We start from the raw sequence: 17,005 nt of genomic DNA, 5'->3' as shown, positions 1-17,005 counted from the left end.
ATGGCATTTAGTTTCCAACTCGTTCCCATGAGTCTTAAGTCATGCGATCGATACGCTCAGGACCGTGGCGCTCGCAGGTGACTTCCGAAGGGGAACTGGGTGATGGCACTGCTAGCAAGCGGCACGCGGGTGAACGAGACGCTGGTTGTCGACCGGCTGCTCGGCGAAGGGGCGTACGCGGAGGTGCACCGGGTGCGGCACAAGATTCTTGGCTGGCAGGCGATGAAACTGTTCAAGCGAGTGGCCACTCTGGACGAGACCAACGCGATGCTCGACGAGGCCCGCCTGCTGTCCACGCTCGGTCACCCTAACATCGTTAGATTGTTCGACGCGAACACCCTGGAGACCGCCGACGGCCGACGCGGGTACTTCACCATGGAGTACATCGCCGGCGGCAACCTGCAACGGCTCGTCCGCGTGCACGAGGACACGCCCGTGCCGTTGCCTGTCGCGGTCCAGGTCATCGAACAGATCACGGCCGCGCTGGTGGTCGCGCACCAACAGTCGCCGCCGATCCTGCACCGGGACCTCACGCTCGCCAACGTGCTCGTCGGGTACGACGACAAGGGCATGCGCGTGCGGCTGAGCGACTTCGGCCTGTCCAAACGGGCCGACCCGGTGACGCAGCTGGCGAGCGCACAGGGTACGTATGCGTTCATGGCGCCGGAAGTCCAACGCATGGAGGGCTACTCCTGCGCGAGCGACGTGTGGTCGTTGGGCACCATCGCCTACCGGCTGTTGACCAACAAGCACCCGTTCCACGACGGCAGCCCGTTCCACACGTTCTCGGTGCACATGTACCGGGACGCGCCGCTGCCGCCGAGCTCCTTCAACGAGAACATCGACGAGGAGCTGGACCGGATCGTGCTGCGCGCGTTGGCGATCGATCCCACCGAGCGGACGCCGAACGCGGTGGTGCTCGCCGACCAGCTGCGGACCCGGCTGGAGGCGACCAAGAACGAGGCGGAGCCCGAGGCGGCGCCGGTGGCGAAGTCCAGCGGCACGCGGTCGGGAAATCCATCGGGGGAACAACGGGCCTGGCAGATGGCCGGCCGGGCCCGGGAACTGGCCAGGACGGCGGCGACCTTGCAGGACGCGGCGGATGTGATGGAGGAAGCGGTGACCCTTTCGCCCGCGGTACGGGCGCGTTATGTCCACCTGCTCACGCTGTGGCGCCGTGGGGTGATGATGTGACCGAGAGCGATGTGGGCCGCGGCCGGGCCGCGGCGGAATTGTTGCTGGAGATGGCCGGCCCGGACGTGTACCGGACGAATCCGTTCCGGGTCACGGGCCTGGCCACCGGCGCGGGCGCGCGTGAGGTGCGCCAGCGACGCCAGATGGTCATGGGCATCATCGACCTCGGCAAGGACCCCACGGTGAACGACGAGCGGCTGCCGTTGCCGACGCCGCCGAAGGCGGACGACGTGCGCGCGGCGTTCGACGAGCTGGAGCGGCCGGACCGGCGCCTGGTGGACGAGCTGTTCTGGTGGTGGGGCGAGCCCGGCAAGTGCGAATGCCCGGCGGAGGTGCACGAGCTGCACGACCTCGCGGTCGAACAGCACGCCAAGGCGCTGGACGCGGAGGCGGCCGACGAGGAGGTCAGCCGGGGTGACCGGGTCGACCTGTGGGCGGACGCCGCGGACGCGTGGATCGACGCGTTGGACGAGGACGCGTTCTGGGACCATGTGCGGTACCGGATCGGCGCGCTGTCCGACCGCCGGCTCGACGAGTCCACATTGGACGGATTACGCACCACCATGCCCCGCGCGCTCCTCCAGCCACAGGCCGTGCTGGTCCGCCGGACGGCGGAGTCGGCCGACCTGGCCAACCTGCTGGACGTCTGGGACGTCGACGAGGACATCATCGACGACGCCCGTTCGCACGCGGCGGCGCCCGCGTACGAACGGATCGACGCCCAGGTCAAGGAGATCCAGGGGCTGCGCGACCGGGAGGAGGTGGAGAAGGCCACCCAGCGGGCGATCAACGAGTTACCGGACGCCGCGGACGTGCTGGAGGCCGTGGTCCCGCACGAGCGGTTCCGCCGGTCGTCCGCGCTGCGCAACCAGATCGCCATCACGCTCAACAACTGCGCGTTCGCGATGACCGACCCGCTCACCCTGGACCAGCAGCAGCTGAAGATCGCGCTGTACGAGCACGCGCTGGACATCGTGGTGGAACAGTCCGACCGCGACATCATGCAGGGCAACCTGGACGACTTCCGGTCGGCGGGGACCACCCGGGCCACGTCCGCGGTGCCCCCGCCACGGCCGACGGCCGCCGTGCCGCAGGACGAGGGCAGCCTGTGGCAGCGGACCACCGAGCTGATCAACGCCCACCGTTACGACGAGGCGTTCGAACTGCTCCGCAAGCTCGACGACACGGCGACCACCCCCAAGCAGCGCGCGGATATCGACTACGTGCGGCGCAACCTGATCACCGCGAAGACCGGCCAGCCGCAGCCGCTGCCGACCGCGCCGTACACCTGGTTCTTCAACCTGGCCATGTGCCTCGGGCTGGTCGCGGCCGTGGTGGGCATCACGCAGTCGTCTGGCCTGGCGACGGGGGTGACCGTGTTCGTGGCCATGGTGCTGGCGGTCGTTCCGTTGACCATCAGCTACGTCGATCGGTACCGGCGGCTCGGCAAGGGCTTCTCCGGCGTCGGGATGATCGCGTTCTTCCTGTCCATCCTGTGGTTTCTGTCCTCGGCGGCCAATCACGGGCCGGCGGCGTGGTGGAGTCTCGGGTTGTTGGTCGCGTCGCTGCCGGTCACCACCTGGATCGGCAAGAAACTGACGGAGAAATGGGGGCTGCGGTGACCGGCCGGGCCAGGGCGGCGGCCGGCCTCCTGCTGGACATGGCCGAACCGGGCCTGTACCGGACGAATCCGTTTCGGGTCACCGGCCTGGCGACGAACGCGGGCGCGCGTGCGGTGCGGCAGCGGCGGCAGATGGTGCTGGGCAGCTTCGACCTGATGGCGTTCAGCGGCGACAAGCGGCTCCCGTTGCCCCGACCGCCGTCGGAGTCGGACGCGCGGGCCGCGTTCGATCAGTTGGAGCGTGCCGACCGCCGGCTCGTGCACGAGCTGTTCTGGTGGTGGGGCGAGCCTGGTGAGTGCGCCTGCCCACGCGGACTCCACGAACGGCATGATGACGCTGTGGACGCGCACGCCAGGGCACTGGACGCCGAGGCTGCGGCGCGTACCGCCGACCGGGAACGCCTGTGGGCGGCGGTGGTGGACGCGTGGATGGCGGCGCTCGGGGTCGCGGAGTTCTGGGAGCACGTGCGCGAGCGGATGACCGCGCTCGCCGACCGGCGGCTGGATGAGTCCACTGTGGATGGACTGCGGTCGGCGATGCCGAGCGCGCTGCTGCGGCCGCAGGCGACGCTGGCTCGACGGTCGGCCGGGCTGGCGAACCTGATCGACGACTGGCCCTTCGACGCCGACGTCGTCAACGAGGCACGCGCGTACGCCGGGCTGCCCGCCTGCGACCGGATCGCCGCACGCCTCAAGGAGATCAACGCGCTGAAAGACGCGGGCAAGGTCTCTGAGGCCGCCCGCCGGGCCGGCCGGGAGCTGCCGCGGGACGCGGATCTGCTGGAGACCCTGTTGCCGCACAACCGGTTTCCCCGGTCGGCCACCTTGCGTCAGAAGATCTCGACGACGCTCAACGACTGTGCCCTGGCGTTGACCGACCGTGAGGATTCGCAGCGGTTGTTGCGGCAGGCCAGTCGGCTCGCGGTGGACCCCGACGACAAGGTGATCATCAAGCGCAACCTGGCTCGGGAGCCGGGCGGTCGTGGGCGTCCGGCCAAGGTGACCGGGATGAACCGGTCCGGGCCGCTGTGGTGGACCCTCGTCGCGGTCCTGAGTCTCGGGCTGGTGGCGGGTTGGGCCGATCTCGCGGCCGGTGTCCTGGGGATGCACTGGGTGTTCGCGTCCCTGCTGGTGGTCCTGCTCGCGCCGGTGCCGCTGACCCTCGCGTACGTCGAGCGTTACTGCCCGGCGGAGGCGCGGCTGATTCTGCCCCGGGCGGTTGAGGTCCTGTTCGCCGCCATGAACGTCCTGTGGTTCATGCAGCCTTCGATGGCACCCGTGCTGTGGTGTCTTGCGATGTTCGTCGTGACCATGCCGGTGACGCTCGCGTTGAGCTACCGGCTGGCAGAGAGGTGGTACCGGGAATGAGCGGGCTCGCGCGATGGCGCGTGGAACGGCGACAACGGCGGTATCACGAGCCGTTCCGGATCGCCGAGCCGGAGTGGACCGCGAGCGAACGGATCCGGCTGGCGCGGCTGCTCGACGACGTCGCCGACACCCTCGCCGCGGCCAAGAGGTCCACCCAGTCCGCACAGTCCACACAGGACGTTCAGCCGCAGGCGCCGGCTGGTCCGGTGCTGCGGGAGAAGGACCTGGCCGAAGCCGCCACGAACCTGTGGCGGGCGCAGCGCAGGATCACCAAGTTCGCCGACGAGAACCCGCGCGAGGCCAAGCGCGTCGGCCGGCTGCTGGTGGCGACGCACGACGCGCTGCGTCAGGCGGGTGTGTTGATCCAGGAGCACGACGGCGACGAGTACCACCCGGGACTCTCCCTGGAAGTGCTGGCGTACCAGGATGATCCGTCGTTGCGGGTGGAGATGGTGCAGGAGACCGTCCGTCCCTCGGTCTACCTGGCGGACAAGCGAATCCAGATGGGACAAGTGATCGTCGGCAGCCCGGCGGCTCAGCACACAGAGGACACAGGGGAGGAAGACGCCAGTGCGTGACACCATCGACTTCGGGATCGACCTGGGCACCACCAACAGTGCCATCGCGGTCGTGCAGGACGGCGACGTGTTCGTCGTCAAGAACAACGACGGCTGGGACTACACGCCGTCCGCGGTCTGGATCCCCAAGCCCGGGGTGACCAACGTGGGCCGCAGCGCCCGGGACCGCATCTACAAGGGCAACGAGAACGCGCACGCCGAGTTCAAGCAGGAGATGGGCCTGGACGGCACGGTCCGCGAGTTCAAGACGGCCGGCATTTCCCTGACCCCGCAACAACTGTCCGCTGAAGTGCTCAAGTCGCTGCGGGACGACGCGGCCGCCCAGTTCGGAGAGCCGCCGCAGGCCGCGGTGATCACCGTCCCGGCCGCGTTCCGGTTGCACCAGAACAACGCCACCAGCGAGGCGGCCGCGATCGCCGGCTTCGGCGCGTGCCCGCTGGTGCAGGAGCCGACGGCAGCGGCGTTCGCGTACGGCTTCCAGAACGAGAGCGCCGAGGCGTACTGGATGGTGTTCGACCTCGGCGGCGGCACGTTCGACGCCGCCGTGGTCAGCACGCACGAGGGCGAGCTGCGCGTGCTCGACCACGCCGGCGACCCGCACCTGGGCGGCAAGCTCATCGACTGGGCCATTGTGGACCGGGTGCTCGCGCCGGCCGCGGCGGAGGCGTTCGGGTTGGCCGAGTTCACCCGGAACAACCCGGCGTGGAAGCTGAACTTCATGCGGCTCAAGTGGGCCGCCGAAGAGGCCAAGATCGCGCTGTCCCGCCTGGAGAAGACCATCGTCATGGTGGACCTGGACATCAACGGCGAGACCGAGACGTTCGAGTACACCATGCAGCGCGGCGAGGTCGACCGGGTCGCGGAGCCGTACTACATCCGGGCGGTGAACCTGTGCCGGGACGCGTTGGCCAACGCCAACCTCAACCCGGGCGACATCGACCGCCTGCTGCTGGTCGGCGGCGCCACCCTGGCACCCGGCCTGCGCGCGCTGCTGGCCGACTCGAAGACCGGCCTCGGCATCGAACTGGACCACACCCAGGACCCGACGACCGTGGTCGCCCGGGGCGCCGCCGTGTTCGCCAGCACGGTCGCACTGGACCGGCCGAAGATCCGCCCGGTGGCCGGTGAGTTCACCGTGGACCTTCGGTTCCCGCGGACGACGAGCCTGCGGACGGTCCCGGTGGCCGGTCGGTTCGAGAGCGCGACCGACCAGGACTGGACGCGGTTCCACGTCGTGCTGGACAACCCGGAGGGCAAGCCGCCGTTCCGCACCCCGCAGGTCACGCTGGACGCCGAGGGCACGTTCGTGACCGAGGTGCAGGTGGACGAGCAGACCGCGTCCACGTTCAGCGTGAAGCTGGTGGGCCAGAACGGGATCACCGAGAAGGTCACCCCGGCCACGGTCACCGTCACGCACTGGCTGAACGAGCCGGGCGGCGCGGTGCTCACCAACTCGCTCGGACTGTCCGAAGCGGACAAGTCGTTCGCGTCGATCCTGGACAAGGGCACGCGGCTGCCGGCGACCGCGCGCAAGATCTTCCACACCACGGTGGCCCTGCACCGCACCGACCCGGACGCGGCCATCCGCATCCCGATCGTGGAGGGCGAGAACGACCGCGGCGACCGCAACCTGCAGGTCGGCCTGATCGAGATCCGGCCCAAGGACGTCCGCGTGGACCTGCCGAGGGGCAGTGACGTGGAGGTCACCATCGAGGTGGACGAGTCGCGGCGGGTCACCGTGGTCGCCGACGTGCCGTTGGTGGACGAGCAGTTCGAGGCCGACATCGACCTGTCCAACGTGCAGGCGCCGAACCTGGAGGACCTCGAACGCGAGCTGCGGGAGGTGCAGGAACGGCTGGACCAGCTGCGGGAGTCGGCGGACAAGTCCGGTTCCCAGCCCGCGCAGGCCCGGCTGGACCAGCTCGACGAGGAACGCCGGGTGTCGCAGGCGAAGAACGAGGTGCGGGCGGCGGCCAACGACGACGGCGCCGCGGCAGCGGCCGACCAGCAGCTCCGCGAGATCCAGTCCGAACTGGACAAGGTGGAGAAGGAGGTCAAGCTGCCCGGCCGGATGACCGACCTGAAGACCGTCCTCGCGCACTGCCGGGAACTGGTCAGCCGGCTCGGTGACGCGGACGACCGCGCCGAGCTGGAGGAGATCGAGCGGCGCACCGAGCAGGCCCGCCGCGAACCGGACTCGGCGACCGTGAACGAGCTGTACACCAGGGCGTGCGCCCTGGAGACCGTGATGATGAAGCGGGACGGCACGCTCGACATCAGCGTCTTCTACTACTACCGGGAGAACCAGCACAAGCTCACGTCCCCGGTGAAGGCGCGGGCGCTGATCGCCGAGGGCGACGAGGCGATCGCCGAGCAGGACTGGCGGTCGTTGCCCGGCATCAACAGCAGGCTGCGCCGGCTGTGGCCGGCGGACCTGCCCGACCCGTCGGAGGGTGGCGTGACCAGCCACAAGAACGGACGCCGCCGGTGAACCAGCCTGTTACCTTCGCGTTCACCGAGGAGCTCCGCCGGGCTGAGGCGGCGGAGCTGGCTCGGGCGGGCGACCTGGACGCGGCGGCGCGCGTGCTGTCCGCGCTGCCGGATCCGGCTTCGCAGGACCTGCTGGCCAGGGTGCACGCCCAACGCGGCGACCTGGCCACGGCCGACACGACGTGGCGGCAGATCCTGGCCGCCGACCCTCGCAACAGTTCCGCCCTGGCTGGCACGCGACTGATCGCGGACATCACAGCGGGCAAGCGACGCAAACACCCGTTCCCGGCGTTCGCCGTGGGGACGGGCGTGGCCGCGGCGGTTGTGGTCGCCGGCGCGGCGGCACTGATCGCGTTACCGGGCAACGACAATACGGTCGCCAACGCTCAGCCGAGTGTGGTGACGCCTCAGGTGCAGACCGTCACGGCGGCCCCGTCGTCGGAGTCCAAGCCGCAGAACCAGGCGCCGTCGCAGTCCCTTGTGGACGAACTGCGTACGCCTGGCGTGCGGGTCGCCCCGAACGGCAACCAGATCAGCGTCGTCTTCGACGACGGCCTGTTCGCCCCGAACGGCAGCCAGCTCACCGCCGTGGGGCGTCGCCGGCTGACCGAGTGGGGCCGCTTGCTGACCGGCCGGAACGTCAAGGTGACGGTCCTCGGCCACGGTCTGGCGCTCGGCCCCGGCCCGGCCACCGGTGGCTCGGCCGTCGCGATGGACCGGGCGGCCACCGCCGCGCAGGCGCTGGCCGACGCGTCCGGCCTGCCGATGACGGCGTTCACCGCGATGTCGGCCGACCAGTCGGCCGCACCGCACCTGGGGACCACACCGGAGAAGAACCGGACGGTGACCCTGCTGGTCACTCCGGCTCAGTGACCGGCCAGCCGTCGCCCCAACCGACGTCGCGGGCGCCACGGTAACGATCACCGTGGCGCTTCGTGACGATCTCGTCGGCGAGCCGTCCGTCCTGTGTACACAGTCTGATCGACACCAGACCCTTGCGTTTCTGCGGATGCCGGACAATTCGGTTGTCCACCCGTGGCCACTCGGTGGTCGAGGCGGCGACGTAGGCGAACTTCTCGTCCTCGAAGTTCAGCGTGCCCTCCTTGATCAGCTGGTGGAACCCGAGCCGGGGGAGCCGTGCGGCGAAGTGGCACCAGTCCTTCCCGCGCGGCACTGGACATTCGTTGCCGTGCGGGCACGGCGCCACAATGGACAGTCCTTTGTCGAGGAGAACGTCCCGCGCCTGGACGATCCGCTCATACCCCGCAGGGGTACCCGGTTCGACGATGACGACCATCCCCGCCTCGCTCGCGAGCCATCGAACGGCTTCGTCTCGCGCTTCCGGCCGCAGTTCGCCGAGTACGTAGGACAGTGTTATCAGATCGGCGTCGGGAGCGGGCTCGCCGGGATCGATGACCCCCTGCCGCCAAGTGGCCTGCTGTATCACCGATGTGTCGGCGGCCGACGCGAGCCGTTGACCCAACGCCAGCACCCGCGGCACCTGTTCGACCACGGTCGCCTCGGCCAGCGACGGCCAGATCGCTTGGGCCGCCCACAACGCACTGCCGGTGCCGCCGCCGACGTCGACCAGGGTCGCCGGCTCGAACCCGGTCGCCACTTCGGCGACCTGGGTCAGCGCCGCGTGGACGGCCGCGTAGGTCGCCGGCATCCGGTAACCGGCGTACGCGGCGACCTGGAGGTCGGACGCCATGATCGGCTCGTTGGCCGCCTCACCCGATCGGTACCGGCTGGTGAGCTGCTGGACAGCCTGCGCGAGGTGGGCCGGTGGATACCGGCGCAACGCGGTGTCCAAGGCGGACTGAAGGGCATGCGGGAGTGCGACCACAACCGGACATCTTGCCAGGCCCGCAAATTCGGTTGACCGCGATGGGACATTTGCTCCCGTGACCGAGATTCACGGAACGTGCGACAAACGTTTCGAAGCCGTACGCGACGCCCTGGCAGAGTCGTTGGACAAGGCGGATGTGGGCGCGTCAGTAGCGGTGTACCTGGGCGACCAACCGGTCGTCGACATCTGGGGCGGTTACGCCGACGCGACCAGGACAAAGCCGTGGGAGCGCGACACGATCACCAACGTGTTCTCCAGCACCAAAACCATGACAGCGTTGTGCGCGTTGATCCTCGCCGACCGCGGCGTGATCGACCTGGACGCCCCGGTCGCCAAGTACTGGCCCGAGTTCAGAGCCACCAACGTGCTCGTCAGGCACGCGCTGTCGCACACCGCCGGCCTCCCCGACTGGGACCCGCCGATCGCCCGCGAAGACCTCCTCGACTGGGACCGCGCCACAGCACTGCTCGCCCGCCAGACCCCCCAATGGGAACCGGGAACAGCGGCCGGCTACCACTCGATGACCTTCGGCCACCTGGTCGGCGAGGTGGTCCGCCGCGCCACCGGCCGTACCCTCGCCACCTTCTTCGCCGAGGAAGTCGCCGGTCCCCTCGGCGCCGACTTCCACATCACCCTGCCCGCCGAACACGACCACAGGGTGTCCCTCAGCATCGCCCCACCGGAATCCCCGGACGGAGACTGGACCGCCGGCACCCAGGTGTACGGACCCGAACACGGAATCCGCCTCAGCGAAGGAAACTCCCTGACCTGGCGCCGCACGGAGTTCCCAGCCACCGGCGGCATCGGCAACGCCCGCTCAATGGCCGCCGTGCAGTCGGTCCTCGCCAACGGCGGCACAGCCCGGGGTATCCGGCTCTTGTCGGAAGCGGGTTGCGCGCGTGCCTCGGAAGAACAGTTCAACGGCGAAGACCAGCTCCTCGGCATGTCGATGCGCTGGGGCATGGGCTACGCCCTGTTCGGCAACACCTGCGCGTGGGGCGGCTGGGGCGGCTCCATAGTGATGGTCGACCCCACCGCCCGCCTGACAGTGGCCTACGCCATGAACCAGATGATGGACCCCCGGACAGCCCCCGACGAACGAGCCATGTCCTTCATGACCACCGCCTACACCGGCCTGAGGTGAGCGCGGCGTTTGAAGATCGAAGGTGGTGGGACGTTGCCGGGGTGGATCTCGATCCCACCGCCTTCGTTGAGGACGACCTGCCGGCCAGGGTAGGCGCGCTGGGCGATCTCGACGTCCCGGTGGTCGAACTCGCCGGAGAACACGAGCACGCCGCGGCAGAGTTCGGTCCTGTGTGTGCCGCTTGGCCAGCGGCGCAGCCAGGTGTCGACGTCGAACAGTTCGTGTGGGGCAGGTAGGTCTGGGCCGAGCATCGAGCTTTGTTCCTCCTGTTGGTGGGGTGCGGGCGGTGAGGATAGCGTCGGTGCTGGTCAACCCGATCGAGTGATCGCCAACGAGCGCTCCGGTTGTTAGTGTGGGACACTGATCGTCGTTGGAGTCGAACCTGGAGGTGGAGCGTGTCCGCTGCTCTGGAACATCCGCTCGGCCCGTTCACGGTCAAGGACTGGCTGGCGATGGACCCTCCGGCGGACGGGTCGCGTCTCGAACTGCTTTGGGGATACCTGCACGTGACTCCCGCACCCTCCACTACACACCAGTACGCGGCCGGTCGGCTGATCCGCCCGCTGGAGGATGCGTTCGCAGCTTGCGGGCGAACCGATCTGTATGTGGTCCCAGCGCCCAACGTGCGGATCTCCACGGGCCGGCGGCTGATGGTCATCCCGGATCTCGTTGTGTCGACAAGGGAACCGGCCGGGGTGAGTTTCGGTCCGGAGGAGCTTGCTCTGATTGTCGAGATCTGGTCGCCCGGAAATCCGCGCGAGGAACGCGAGGACAAGATGGCGGGTTACACCGTGGCTGGTGTGCCCTTTGTGTGGACCATTGACCGGGGACACGATCTGGCCGGCATGACGCTTACCGCGCACCGGTTCGTGGACGGCAGCTACGTTGCCGAGAACAGGATCCAGACAGATGGTTCAGCCACCATCACGGCAGCGCCTGTGCCGATCGACCTGGATCTGTCCGCGTTGCTCAAGAGGTCGCGCTGACCAACAGGGTGATGGGGGAGTCGCCGCAGCGGCGCAGGGCTCGTCCGTTCGATGTGGACGGTGTCGCCCCCGATGTCCACCAGGCGGGGACGTCGACCTCCCGGACCAGTGACCCAGTCGCGTCTCTAACACTGTTAGAGACGATGACCCGGCCCTGAGCGTTCACCAGGGACGCGCGCCGGCCCAAGGACCGCAACATGGGACGGACCGCGTGCTCGAACTCGCGCACGTACACGTCCGCGCCGACCACTCCGGCGAACGTGCCGTGGCGGTGGGCGGGCAGGGTGAAGGTGAGGGTGTACTCGTCGGTGCAGAGGTAGTCGACGTAGGGGCCGTTGACGTGGCGGCGGTCGGTGTCGCGGGGGACCGTGTACCAGGACTGGCGGGTGTAGTCGAGGAAGTTGTCGCTCGTCGGGTCGAGGCTGATGAACAGTTGCTCGGGCGGGTTGCCGGCGGTCCACCACTCGAAGCCGAACTCCTGGTCGGCGAGGACGTGGGGGGCGCTGACGAAGCCGGCGCCGATCACCAGGCCGCCGAGCGCGTCGAACACTTGGGGCCGCAGGGTGTGCAGGCTTTCCGCGGGCAGGTTCTCGGCGAGGACGGCCTCGGTCGCGGCGAGTAAGGGCTTGAGGCGGTCGAAGATGCCTTCCACCAGGGTCGCGACCCGCTCAACGACCTCGTCGCCGTGCTCCACCGTGCTCACCTCGGCCGCGCTCACGGCGTCACCAGCCGCAGATGCGCCTCGGCCAGCCGGTCGAGCGCGCCGAGGATGTGCTCCTCGGTCAACGAGCGGGCCAGGGCGCCGTCCGCGTCGGCGATCGCCTCGGTGATTGCCAGGTGCTCAGCGTAGGCCTCCCGGTGGCTCTCTTCGGCACCCAACGGCAGCCAGAGCAGCCCGCCGCCTTCGCCCTGGAGTTGAACCTCCTGGTGGGTGAGCCGCGGTGACTGGGCGGCGGCCGCGATCTCCAGGTGGAAATGGCGTTCCGCGCGGGCGGCCTCGGCGCCGTACGCGGTCCGCAGGTCTTCGGTGGCGAGCCGCAGGCGCTCGACGTCCTCGGGCGAGCTGCGTTCGGCGGCCAGTCTCGCGGCGGCCCCGGCGATCGCCACATAGTGGTCGCCGACGTCCCGGAGGTCGCTCAAGGACACGGCCCGCAGCCGGTCCTGCCACGGCGACGGTGTCCGGGGCGCCCGGACGAAGCTTCCGCCGCCCCGGCCGCGGCGGGTTTCGACCAGGCCCTGCTGCCTGAGGGCCACCAGGGCTTCACGCACGGTCACCGTGGCGACGCCGAACTGGGCGGCGAGTTCGGCCTCGCTCGGCAGCTGTTCGGCGTCGGCGAGCAGGCCGAGGTTGATCGCGTCGACCAGGCGGGCCGCCACCGCCTCGGCCCGTCCCAGCTGGTCCAGCGGCGCGAACATGGCTGACCGCGCGCTGTGCGAAATCCCCATGGGTGCCTTTCTCGATAACGCGACGGCCTCAATCCTGCCGGAAACTCTTGTCCTTTGACATATGGACTCATATGTTATGTCACGTCGTGTAGCGGGACGACCACAGTGAAGGAGTTCCGGTGCTGGAGCTGAAGCACTTCGTCGGTGGCAAGCAGGTCGACTCCCTGTCCGGACGGGTCGCCGAGGTGATCGACCCGGTGACCGGCAAGCCGTACGCCACGGCGGCGGTCGCGGGACCCGAGGACGTCGACCGCGCGCTCAAAGCGGCCACGGGAGCGTTCGAGTCGTGGCGGAAGACCACGCCGTCGCAGCGCCAGCTCGCCCTGCTCAAGATCGCCGACGCGGTCGCGGCCCGCGCGGACGAGTTCGTGCGCGTGGAGTCGGCGAACACCGGCAAGCCACTCGGACTGACCGCGTCGGAGGAACTGCCGCCCGCCGTTGACCAACTGCGCTTCTTCGCCGGCGCCGCGCGTGTCCTCGAAGGACGGTCGGCAGCGGAGTACATGGAGGGGCATACGTCGTTCGTCCGGCGCGAGCCGATCGGGGTCTGCGCCCAGGTCACGCCATGGAACTACCCACTGTTGATGGCCGTCTGGAAGATCGCGCCCGCGCTCGCCGCCGGCAACGCGATCGTGCTCAAGCCGTCGGACACCACACCGGCGTCGACGCTGCTGCTCGCCGAGGTGTGTGCGGAGTTCCTGCCGCCGGGTGTCCTGAACGTGGTCTGCGGCGACCGGGACACGGGCAGATCCCTTGTGGCGCATGAGATCCCGGCGATGGTGTCGATCACCGGCTCGGTCCGGGCCGGGGTGGAGGTCGCCCGGACCGCCGCGACCGACGTCAAGCGTGTGCACCTCGAACTCGGCGGCAAGGCCCCGGTGGTCGTGTTCGCCGACGCCGACCTCGCCATGGCGGCCGAGGGGATCGCCATGGCGGGATACTTCAACGGCGGCCAGGACTGCACGGCCGCCACCCGTGTCCTCGTCGCCGACAGCGTGCACGACGAGTTCGTGGAGTTGCTCGCACAGCAGGCGGCGGCCACGAAGACCGGCCGGCCGGACGACGACGAGGTCCTGTACGGCCCGTTGAACAACGCCAACCAGTTGGAGCGGGTGGCCGGGTTCGTCGAACGGCTGCCCGACCACGCGACCGTCCACAGTGGTGGATCGCAGGTCGGCGGCGAGGGCTACTTCTTCGCGCCCACAGTCATCTCCGGTGTTCAGCAGGACGACGAGATCACCCAGAACGAGGTGTTCGGGCCGGTGATCACCGTGCAGCGGTTCACCGACGAGGCCGACGCGGTCCGGTCCGCCAACGGCGTCCCGTACGGCCTGGCGTCGTCGGTGTGGACACGGGACCACCAGACCGCGATGCGGGTCGCCGCCGAACTCGACTACGGCTGCGTGTGGATCAACACGCACATCCCGCTCGTCGCCGAGATGCCGCACGGTGGGTTCAAGAAGTCCGGCTACGGCAAGGATCTGTCGATGTACGGGCTGGAGGACTACACCCGGGTCAAACACGTGATGAGCGCGCTCTGATGCCCAACCAAGCGCCGTCGACCGTCGCCACGGACCCGCGGGCGGCCACGGACACCCAACCCGCGGTCCGGCTTGTCGGGCTGCGCAAGCACTTCGGCGACGTGCGCGCGGTCGACGGAGTCGACTTGGACGTTCCGCCGGGCGAGTTCTTCTCGATGCTCGGCCCGTCCGGATCCGGCAAGACGACAGTGTTGCGGATGATCGCGGGCTTCGATCTGCCTACCTCCGGAACGATCGAGTTGGCGGGGCAGGACGTCAGTCGGCTCGCGCCGTTCGAACGTGACGTCAACACGGTCTTCCAGGACTACGCGTTGTTCCCGCACATGTCCGTGCGGGAGAACGTCGAGTACGGCTTACGTGTCAAGCGTGTGCCGCGTGTGGAGAGACGCAACCGCGCGGAGGAGGCGCTGCACACGGTTCGCCTGGACGGGTTCGGTGAACGCAAACCGTCCCAGTTGTCCGGTGGGCAACGGCAGCGAGTGGCGTTGGCGCGGGCGTTGGTGAACCGGCCGAAGGTGTTGCTGCTGGACGAACCGCTGGGCGCGTTGGACCTGAAACTGCGGCAGGCCATGCAGGTGGAGTTGAAACAGATCCAACGGGACGTGGGGATCACTTTCGTGTTCGTGACGCACGACCAGGACGAGGCGTTGACCATGAGCGACCGGATCGCGGTGTTCTCGGGCGGGCGGATCGAACAGGTCGGCACGCCGGCCGAGGTGTACGAGAGACCCGCGACCGAGTTCGTCGCCGGGTTCGTCGGCACTTCCAACCTGCTGAGCGGACGCGGCGCCGAGTCGGTCATCGGAAGACCCGGTGTATACAGTATCCGGCCGGAGAAGATCCGCATCGACGGCGACCTGTCCTCGCCTGCCGACGCGGGCGAGACCAACGCAACCGGCACGGTCACCGACATCGTGTACGCCGGCGCGACCGTGCGCTACGCCGTCGCGCTCGACGCGGGCGGCCAACTCTCCGTGGTCCGCCAGAACGTCGGCAGCCCACCCGACTTCCCCGACGGCCGGGTCCGGCTGTCCTGGCGGCAGGACCACTGTTACCGCGTCCCCTCACCGGAAGGGCCCCAGCGATGAAGAAGACTCTGTTTCTGGGAGCCGCGTGCGTGCTCCTGGCCGCGTGCGGAACATCTGGTTCCTCCGGAGCCCCACCCGGCGCCCAAGGTTTCACCCCGCCCAAAATGGACGCCCTGAAGGCGCTCGGCCAGCCCGAAGGGGCGCTGAACGTGTTGGCGTGGCCGGGATACGCGGAGAACGGTTCGAACGACCCGAAAGTGAACTGGGTGACCCCGTTCGAACAGCAGACCGGCTGCAAGGTCAACGTGAAGCCGTTCGGGACGTCGGACGAGGCAGTCACCTTGATGAAAACGGGTCAGTACGACGTCGTCTCGGCTTCTGGGGACGCCTCCTTGAGGTTGGTCGCGTCGGGTGACGTGGAGCCGGTGAATACATCGTTGGTGCCCAACTACGAAAACGTATACCCCTTCCTGAAGAACAAGTCCTGGAACAGTGTCAGCAATGTCGCGTACGGGATTCCGCACGGCTGGGGCGCCAACATCCTGACGTGGCGCACCGACAAGGTGACGCCCGCGCCGACATCGTGGTCGGTGATGTTCGACGCCCAGTCGCCGTACAAAGGGAAAGTCATCGCCTACGACTCGCCGATCTACATCGCGGACGCGGCCCTGTACCTGCAGGCCCACCAACCAGATCTGGGCATCAAGAACCCGTACGCCCTGGACGACAAGCAGTTCACCGCCGCGGTCGACCTGCTGAAGAAGCAGCGGCCGTTGGTGTCGGAGTACTGGTCGGACTACCTGAAGGAGACCCAGTCCCTCAAGAACGGCGACTCCGTGGTGGGAACCGCCTGGCAGGTAACGGTGAACCTCGCGAAAGGGGAGGGCGCTCCGGTGGAGTCCGTCGTGCCCACCGAAGGAGCCACGGGGTGGTCTGACACTTGGATGGTCGCGGCGAAGTCAACGCACAAGACGTGCGCGTACAAGTGGATGGACTACGTCATCAGTCCGTCGGTGAACGCCCAGGTTGCGGAGTACTTCGGGGAGGCGCCCGCGAACTCGAAGGCATGCGTGGAGATGACGGACAAGTCGCTGTGCGACACGTATCACGCGAATGATGCGGCGTATGCGGCGAAGATCGCTTACTGGACAACGCCTATTGCTCAGTGCCTGGATGGGCGGACTGATGTCAAGTGCAAGGACTATGGGGAGTGGACTCGGGCTTGGACCGATATCAAGGGGTGACTCATTGCTCCCTTTGGATTGCGGCCCTTGGGTTGCGGCTGCTGCCGGTGCCTACCACGGTTCGGTTTGACACGGGGACCCCCGCGGTGGGTGCAAGCCGACTACGCCGGCAGGCCATGTATCCCTGGGTTCACCACCCACAGGTTTGTTCTTGGGATGCCTTTGGGCCTGCCGCCGCAGCCAGCTTATACCCACCGCGCCCCGTGTAAAACCGAACCTCCGCTCTACCCCCTCTCCCTCACACCAGCCCTCTCACACCCAGCCCCACCCACCCTCTCGAGCTCAGTCCTCCCACCCACCCTCCGACACCCAGCCCTCCCGCACACACCCTCCCGCACTCAGTCCTCCCACACCCGATTGCCTTCCGCCTCCACCAGCCAAGGCCTACCAGCCACCGCCTACCAGCTATCGCCCCGCCGCCCACCCGCCGGCCTACTGCCTACTGCCTACTGCCCAGCGTTGTCTTCTGTCGCCTTCCAGCCGCCGCCCGCCCTCGGTCTGCTCTGCTTCCCTTCA

At 68.5% G+C, this 17,005-nt stretch carries 15 protein-coding genes; 11 read left to right on the top strand and 4 right to left on the bottom strand.

Going from position 1 to position 17,005, the window contains the following annotated elements; all coding sequences use genetic code 11:
* Positions 1-102: 102 nt before the first annotated feature.
* Genes EV192_RS53080 through EV192_RS53055 form a run of 6 tightly spaced genes read left to right on the top strand, consistent with a single transcriptional unit; the run spans position 103 to position 8,124 of the window.
* Positions 103-1,194, top strand: coding sequence for a serine/threonine-protein kinase (locus EV192_RS53080; RefSeq protein WP_132126459.1), 1,092 nt, complete (start codon positions 103-105; stop codon positions 1,192-1,194).
* Positions 1,191-2,816: a DUF998 domain-containing protein gene (locus EV192_RS53075; protein ID WP_132126458.1), complete on the top strand. Its 1,626-nt coding sequence runs from the start codon at positions 1,191-1,193 to the stop codon at positions 2,814-2,816. The genes EV192_RS53080 and EV192_RS53075 overlap by 4 nt, the downstream gene beginning before the upstream one ends.
* Positions 2,801-4,183: a hypothetical protein gene (locus tag EV192_RS53070; protein WP_132126457.1), complete on the top strand. Its 1,383-nt coding sequence runs from the start codon at positions 2,801-2,803 to the stop codon at positions 4,181-4,183. Before EV192_RS53075 ends, EV192_RS53070 begins: the two co-directional genes overlap by 16 nt.
* The gene (locus EV192_RS53065) at positions 4,180-4,761 is read left to right on the top strand and encodes a hypothetical protein (protein WP_132126456.1); all 582 of its coding nucleotides are present in this window, start codon (positions 4,180-4,182) and stop codon (positions 4,759-4,761) included. Before EV192_RS53070 ends, EV192_RS53065 begins: the two co-directional genes overlap by 4 nt.
* The gene (locus EV192_RS53060) at positions 4,754-7,252 is read left to right on the top strand and encodes an Hsp70 family protein (protein WP_132126455.1); all 2,499 of its coding nucleotides are present in this window, start codon (positions 4,754-4,756) and stop codon (positions 7,250-7,252) included. Before EV192_RS53065 ends, EV192_RS53060 begins: the two co-directional genes overlap by 8 nt.
* Complete coding sequence (locus tag EV192_RS53055) at positions 7,249-8,124, top strand: tetratricopeptide repeat protein (protein WP_132126454.1); 876 nt, start codon at positions 7,249-7,251, stop codon at positions 8,122-8,124. Before EV192_RS53060 ends, EV192_RS53055 begins: the two co-directional genes overlap by 4 nt.
* Here the strand turns inward: EV192_RS53055 and EV192_RS53050 are convergent.
* Entirely contained in the window at positions 8,108-9,097 is a 990-nt protein-coding gene (locus EV192_RS53050; RefSeq protein WP_132126453.1) for a small ribosomal subunit Rsm22 family protein, read from the bottom strand. The genes EV192_RS53055 and EV192_RS53050 overlap by 17 nt on opposite strands.
* Before the next feature lie 58 nt (positions 9,098-9,155).
* Here EV192_RS53050 and EV192_RS53045 point away from each other — a divergent pair, with 58 nt between their 5' ends.
* Complete coding sequence (locus EV192_RS53045) at positions 9,156-10,244, top strand: serine hydrolase domain-containing protein (RefSeq protein WP_132126452.1); 1,089 nt, start codon at positions 9,156-9,158, stop codon at positions 10,242-10,244.
* Here EV192_RS53045 and EV192_RS53040 read toward each other — a convergent pair.
* Positions 10,226-10,495, bottom strand: coding sequence for a hypothetical protein (locus EV192_RS53040; protein ID WP_132126451.1), 270 nt, complete (start codon positions 10,493-10,495; stop codon positions 10,226-10,228). The genes EV192_RS53045 and EV192_RS53040 overlap by 19 nt on opposite strands.
* Positions 10,496-10,639: 144 nt before the next feature.
* On the opposite strand from EV192_RS53040, the gene EV192_RS53035 reads away from it, so the two are divergent.
* Positions 10,640-11,230 (top strand): Uma2 family endonuclease, encoded by a 591-nt coding sequence (locus EV192_RS53035; RefSeq protein ID WP_132126450.1) that lies wholly within the window; start codon positions 10,640-10,642, stop codon positions 11,228-11,230.
* Here EV192_RS53035 and EV192_RS53030 read toward each other — a convergent pair.
* Both EV192_RS53030 and EV192_RS53025 read right to left on the bottom strand, forming a co-directional pair.
* Positions 11,214-11,948: a cache domain-containing protein gene (locus tag EV192_RS53030; protein ID WP_243727651.1), complete on the bottom strand. Its 735-nt coding sequence runs from the start codon at positions 11,946-11,948 to the stop codon at positions 11,214-11,216. The genes EV192_RS53035 and EV192_RS53030 overlap by 17 nt on opposite strands.
* The gene (locus EV192_RS53025; protein ID WP_132126469.1) at positions 11,945-12,646 is read right to left on the bottom strand and encodes a FadR/GntR family transcriptional regulator; all 702 of its coding nucleotides are present in this window, start codon (positions 12,644-12,646) and stop codon (positions 11,945-11,947) included. The genes EV192_RS53030 and EV192_RS53025 overlap by 4 nt, the downstream gene beginning before the upstream one ends.
* Positions 12,647-12,795: 149 nt before the next feature.
* On the opposite strand from EV192_RS53025, the gene EV192_RS53020 reads away from it, so the two are divergent.
* From EV192_RS53020 to EV192_RS53010, 3 genes are read left to right on the top strand one after another with little or no spacing between them, the layout of a single operon-like run.
* On the top strand, positions 12,796-14,217 hold the full coding sequence (locus EV192_RS53020; protein WP_132126449.1) for a gamma-aminobutyraldehyde dehydrogenase: 1,422 nt from the start codon (positions 12,796-12,798) through the stop codon (positions 14,215-14,217).
* Positions 14,217-15,305, top strand: a complete 1,089-nt coding sequence (locus EV192_RS53015; RefSeq protein ID WP_132126448.1) for an ABC transporter ATP-binding protein — start codon at positions 14,217-14,219, stop codon at positions 15,303-15,305. The genes EV192_RS53020 and EV192_RS53015 overlap by 1 nt, the downstream gene beginning before the upstream one ends.
* Positions 15,302-16,489, top strand: coding sequence for an ABC transporter substrate-binding protein (locus tag EV192_RS53010; RefSeq protein WP_132126447.1), 1,188 nt, complete (start codon positions 15,302-15,304; stop codon positions 16,487-16,489). The genes EV192_RS53015 and EV192_RS53010 overlap by 4 nt, the downstream gene beginning before the upstream one ends.
* Positions 16,490-17,005: the final 516 nt, after the last annotated feature.

The sequence above is a fragment of the Actinocrispum wychmicini genome (genome assembly GCF_004345645.1).
Taxonomy (GTDB): Bacteria; Actinomycetota; Actinomycetes; order Mycobacteriales; family Pseudonocardiaceae; genus Kibdelosporangium; species Kibdelosporangium wychmicini.
This window is presented reverse-complemented; position numbering and strand designations above follow the sequence as displayed.

Excerpts from the sequence above, each read along its gene's own strand:
- EV192_RS53080 (WP_132126459.1), top strand. The coding sequence starts at position 103 with ATGGCACTGCTAGCAAGCGGCACGCGGGTGAACGAGACGCTGGTTGTC.
- EV192_RS53070 (WP_132126457.1), top strand. The coding sequence starts at position 2,801 with ATGGGGGCTGCGGTGACCGGCCGGGCCAGGGCGGCGGCCGGCCTCCTG.
- EV192_RS53065 (WP_132126456.1), top strand. The coding sequence starts at position 4,180 with ATGAGCGGGCTCGCGCGATGGCGCGTGGAACGGCGACAACGGCGGTAT.
- EV192_RS53025 (WP_132126469.1), bottom strand. The coding sequence starts at position 12,646 with ATGTTCGCGCCGCTGGACCAGCTGGGACGGGCCGAGGCGGTGGCGGCC.
- EV192_RS53040 (WP_132126451.1), bottom strand. The coding sequence starts at position 10,495 with ATGCTCGGCCCAGACCTACCTGCCCCACACGAACTGTTCGACGTCGAC.
- EV192_RS53015 (WP_132126448.1), top strand. The coding sequence starts at position 14,217 with ATGCCCAACCAAGCGCCGTCGACCGTCGCCACGGACCCGCGGGCGGCC.
- EV192_RS53010 (WP_132126447.1), top strand. The coding sequence starts at position 15,302 with ATGAAGAAGACTCTGTTTCTGGGAGCCGCGTGCGTGCTCCTGGCCGCG.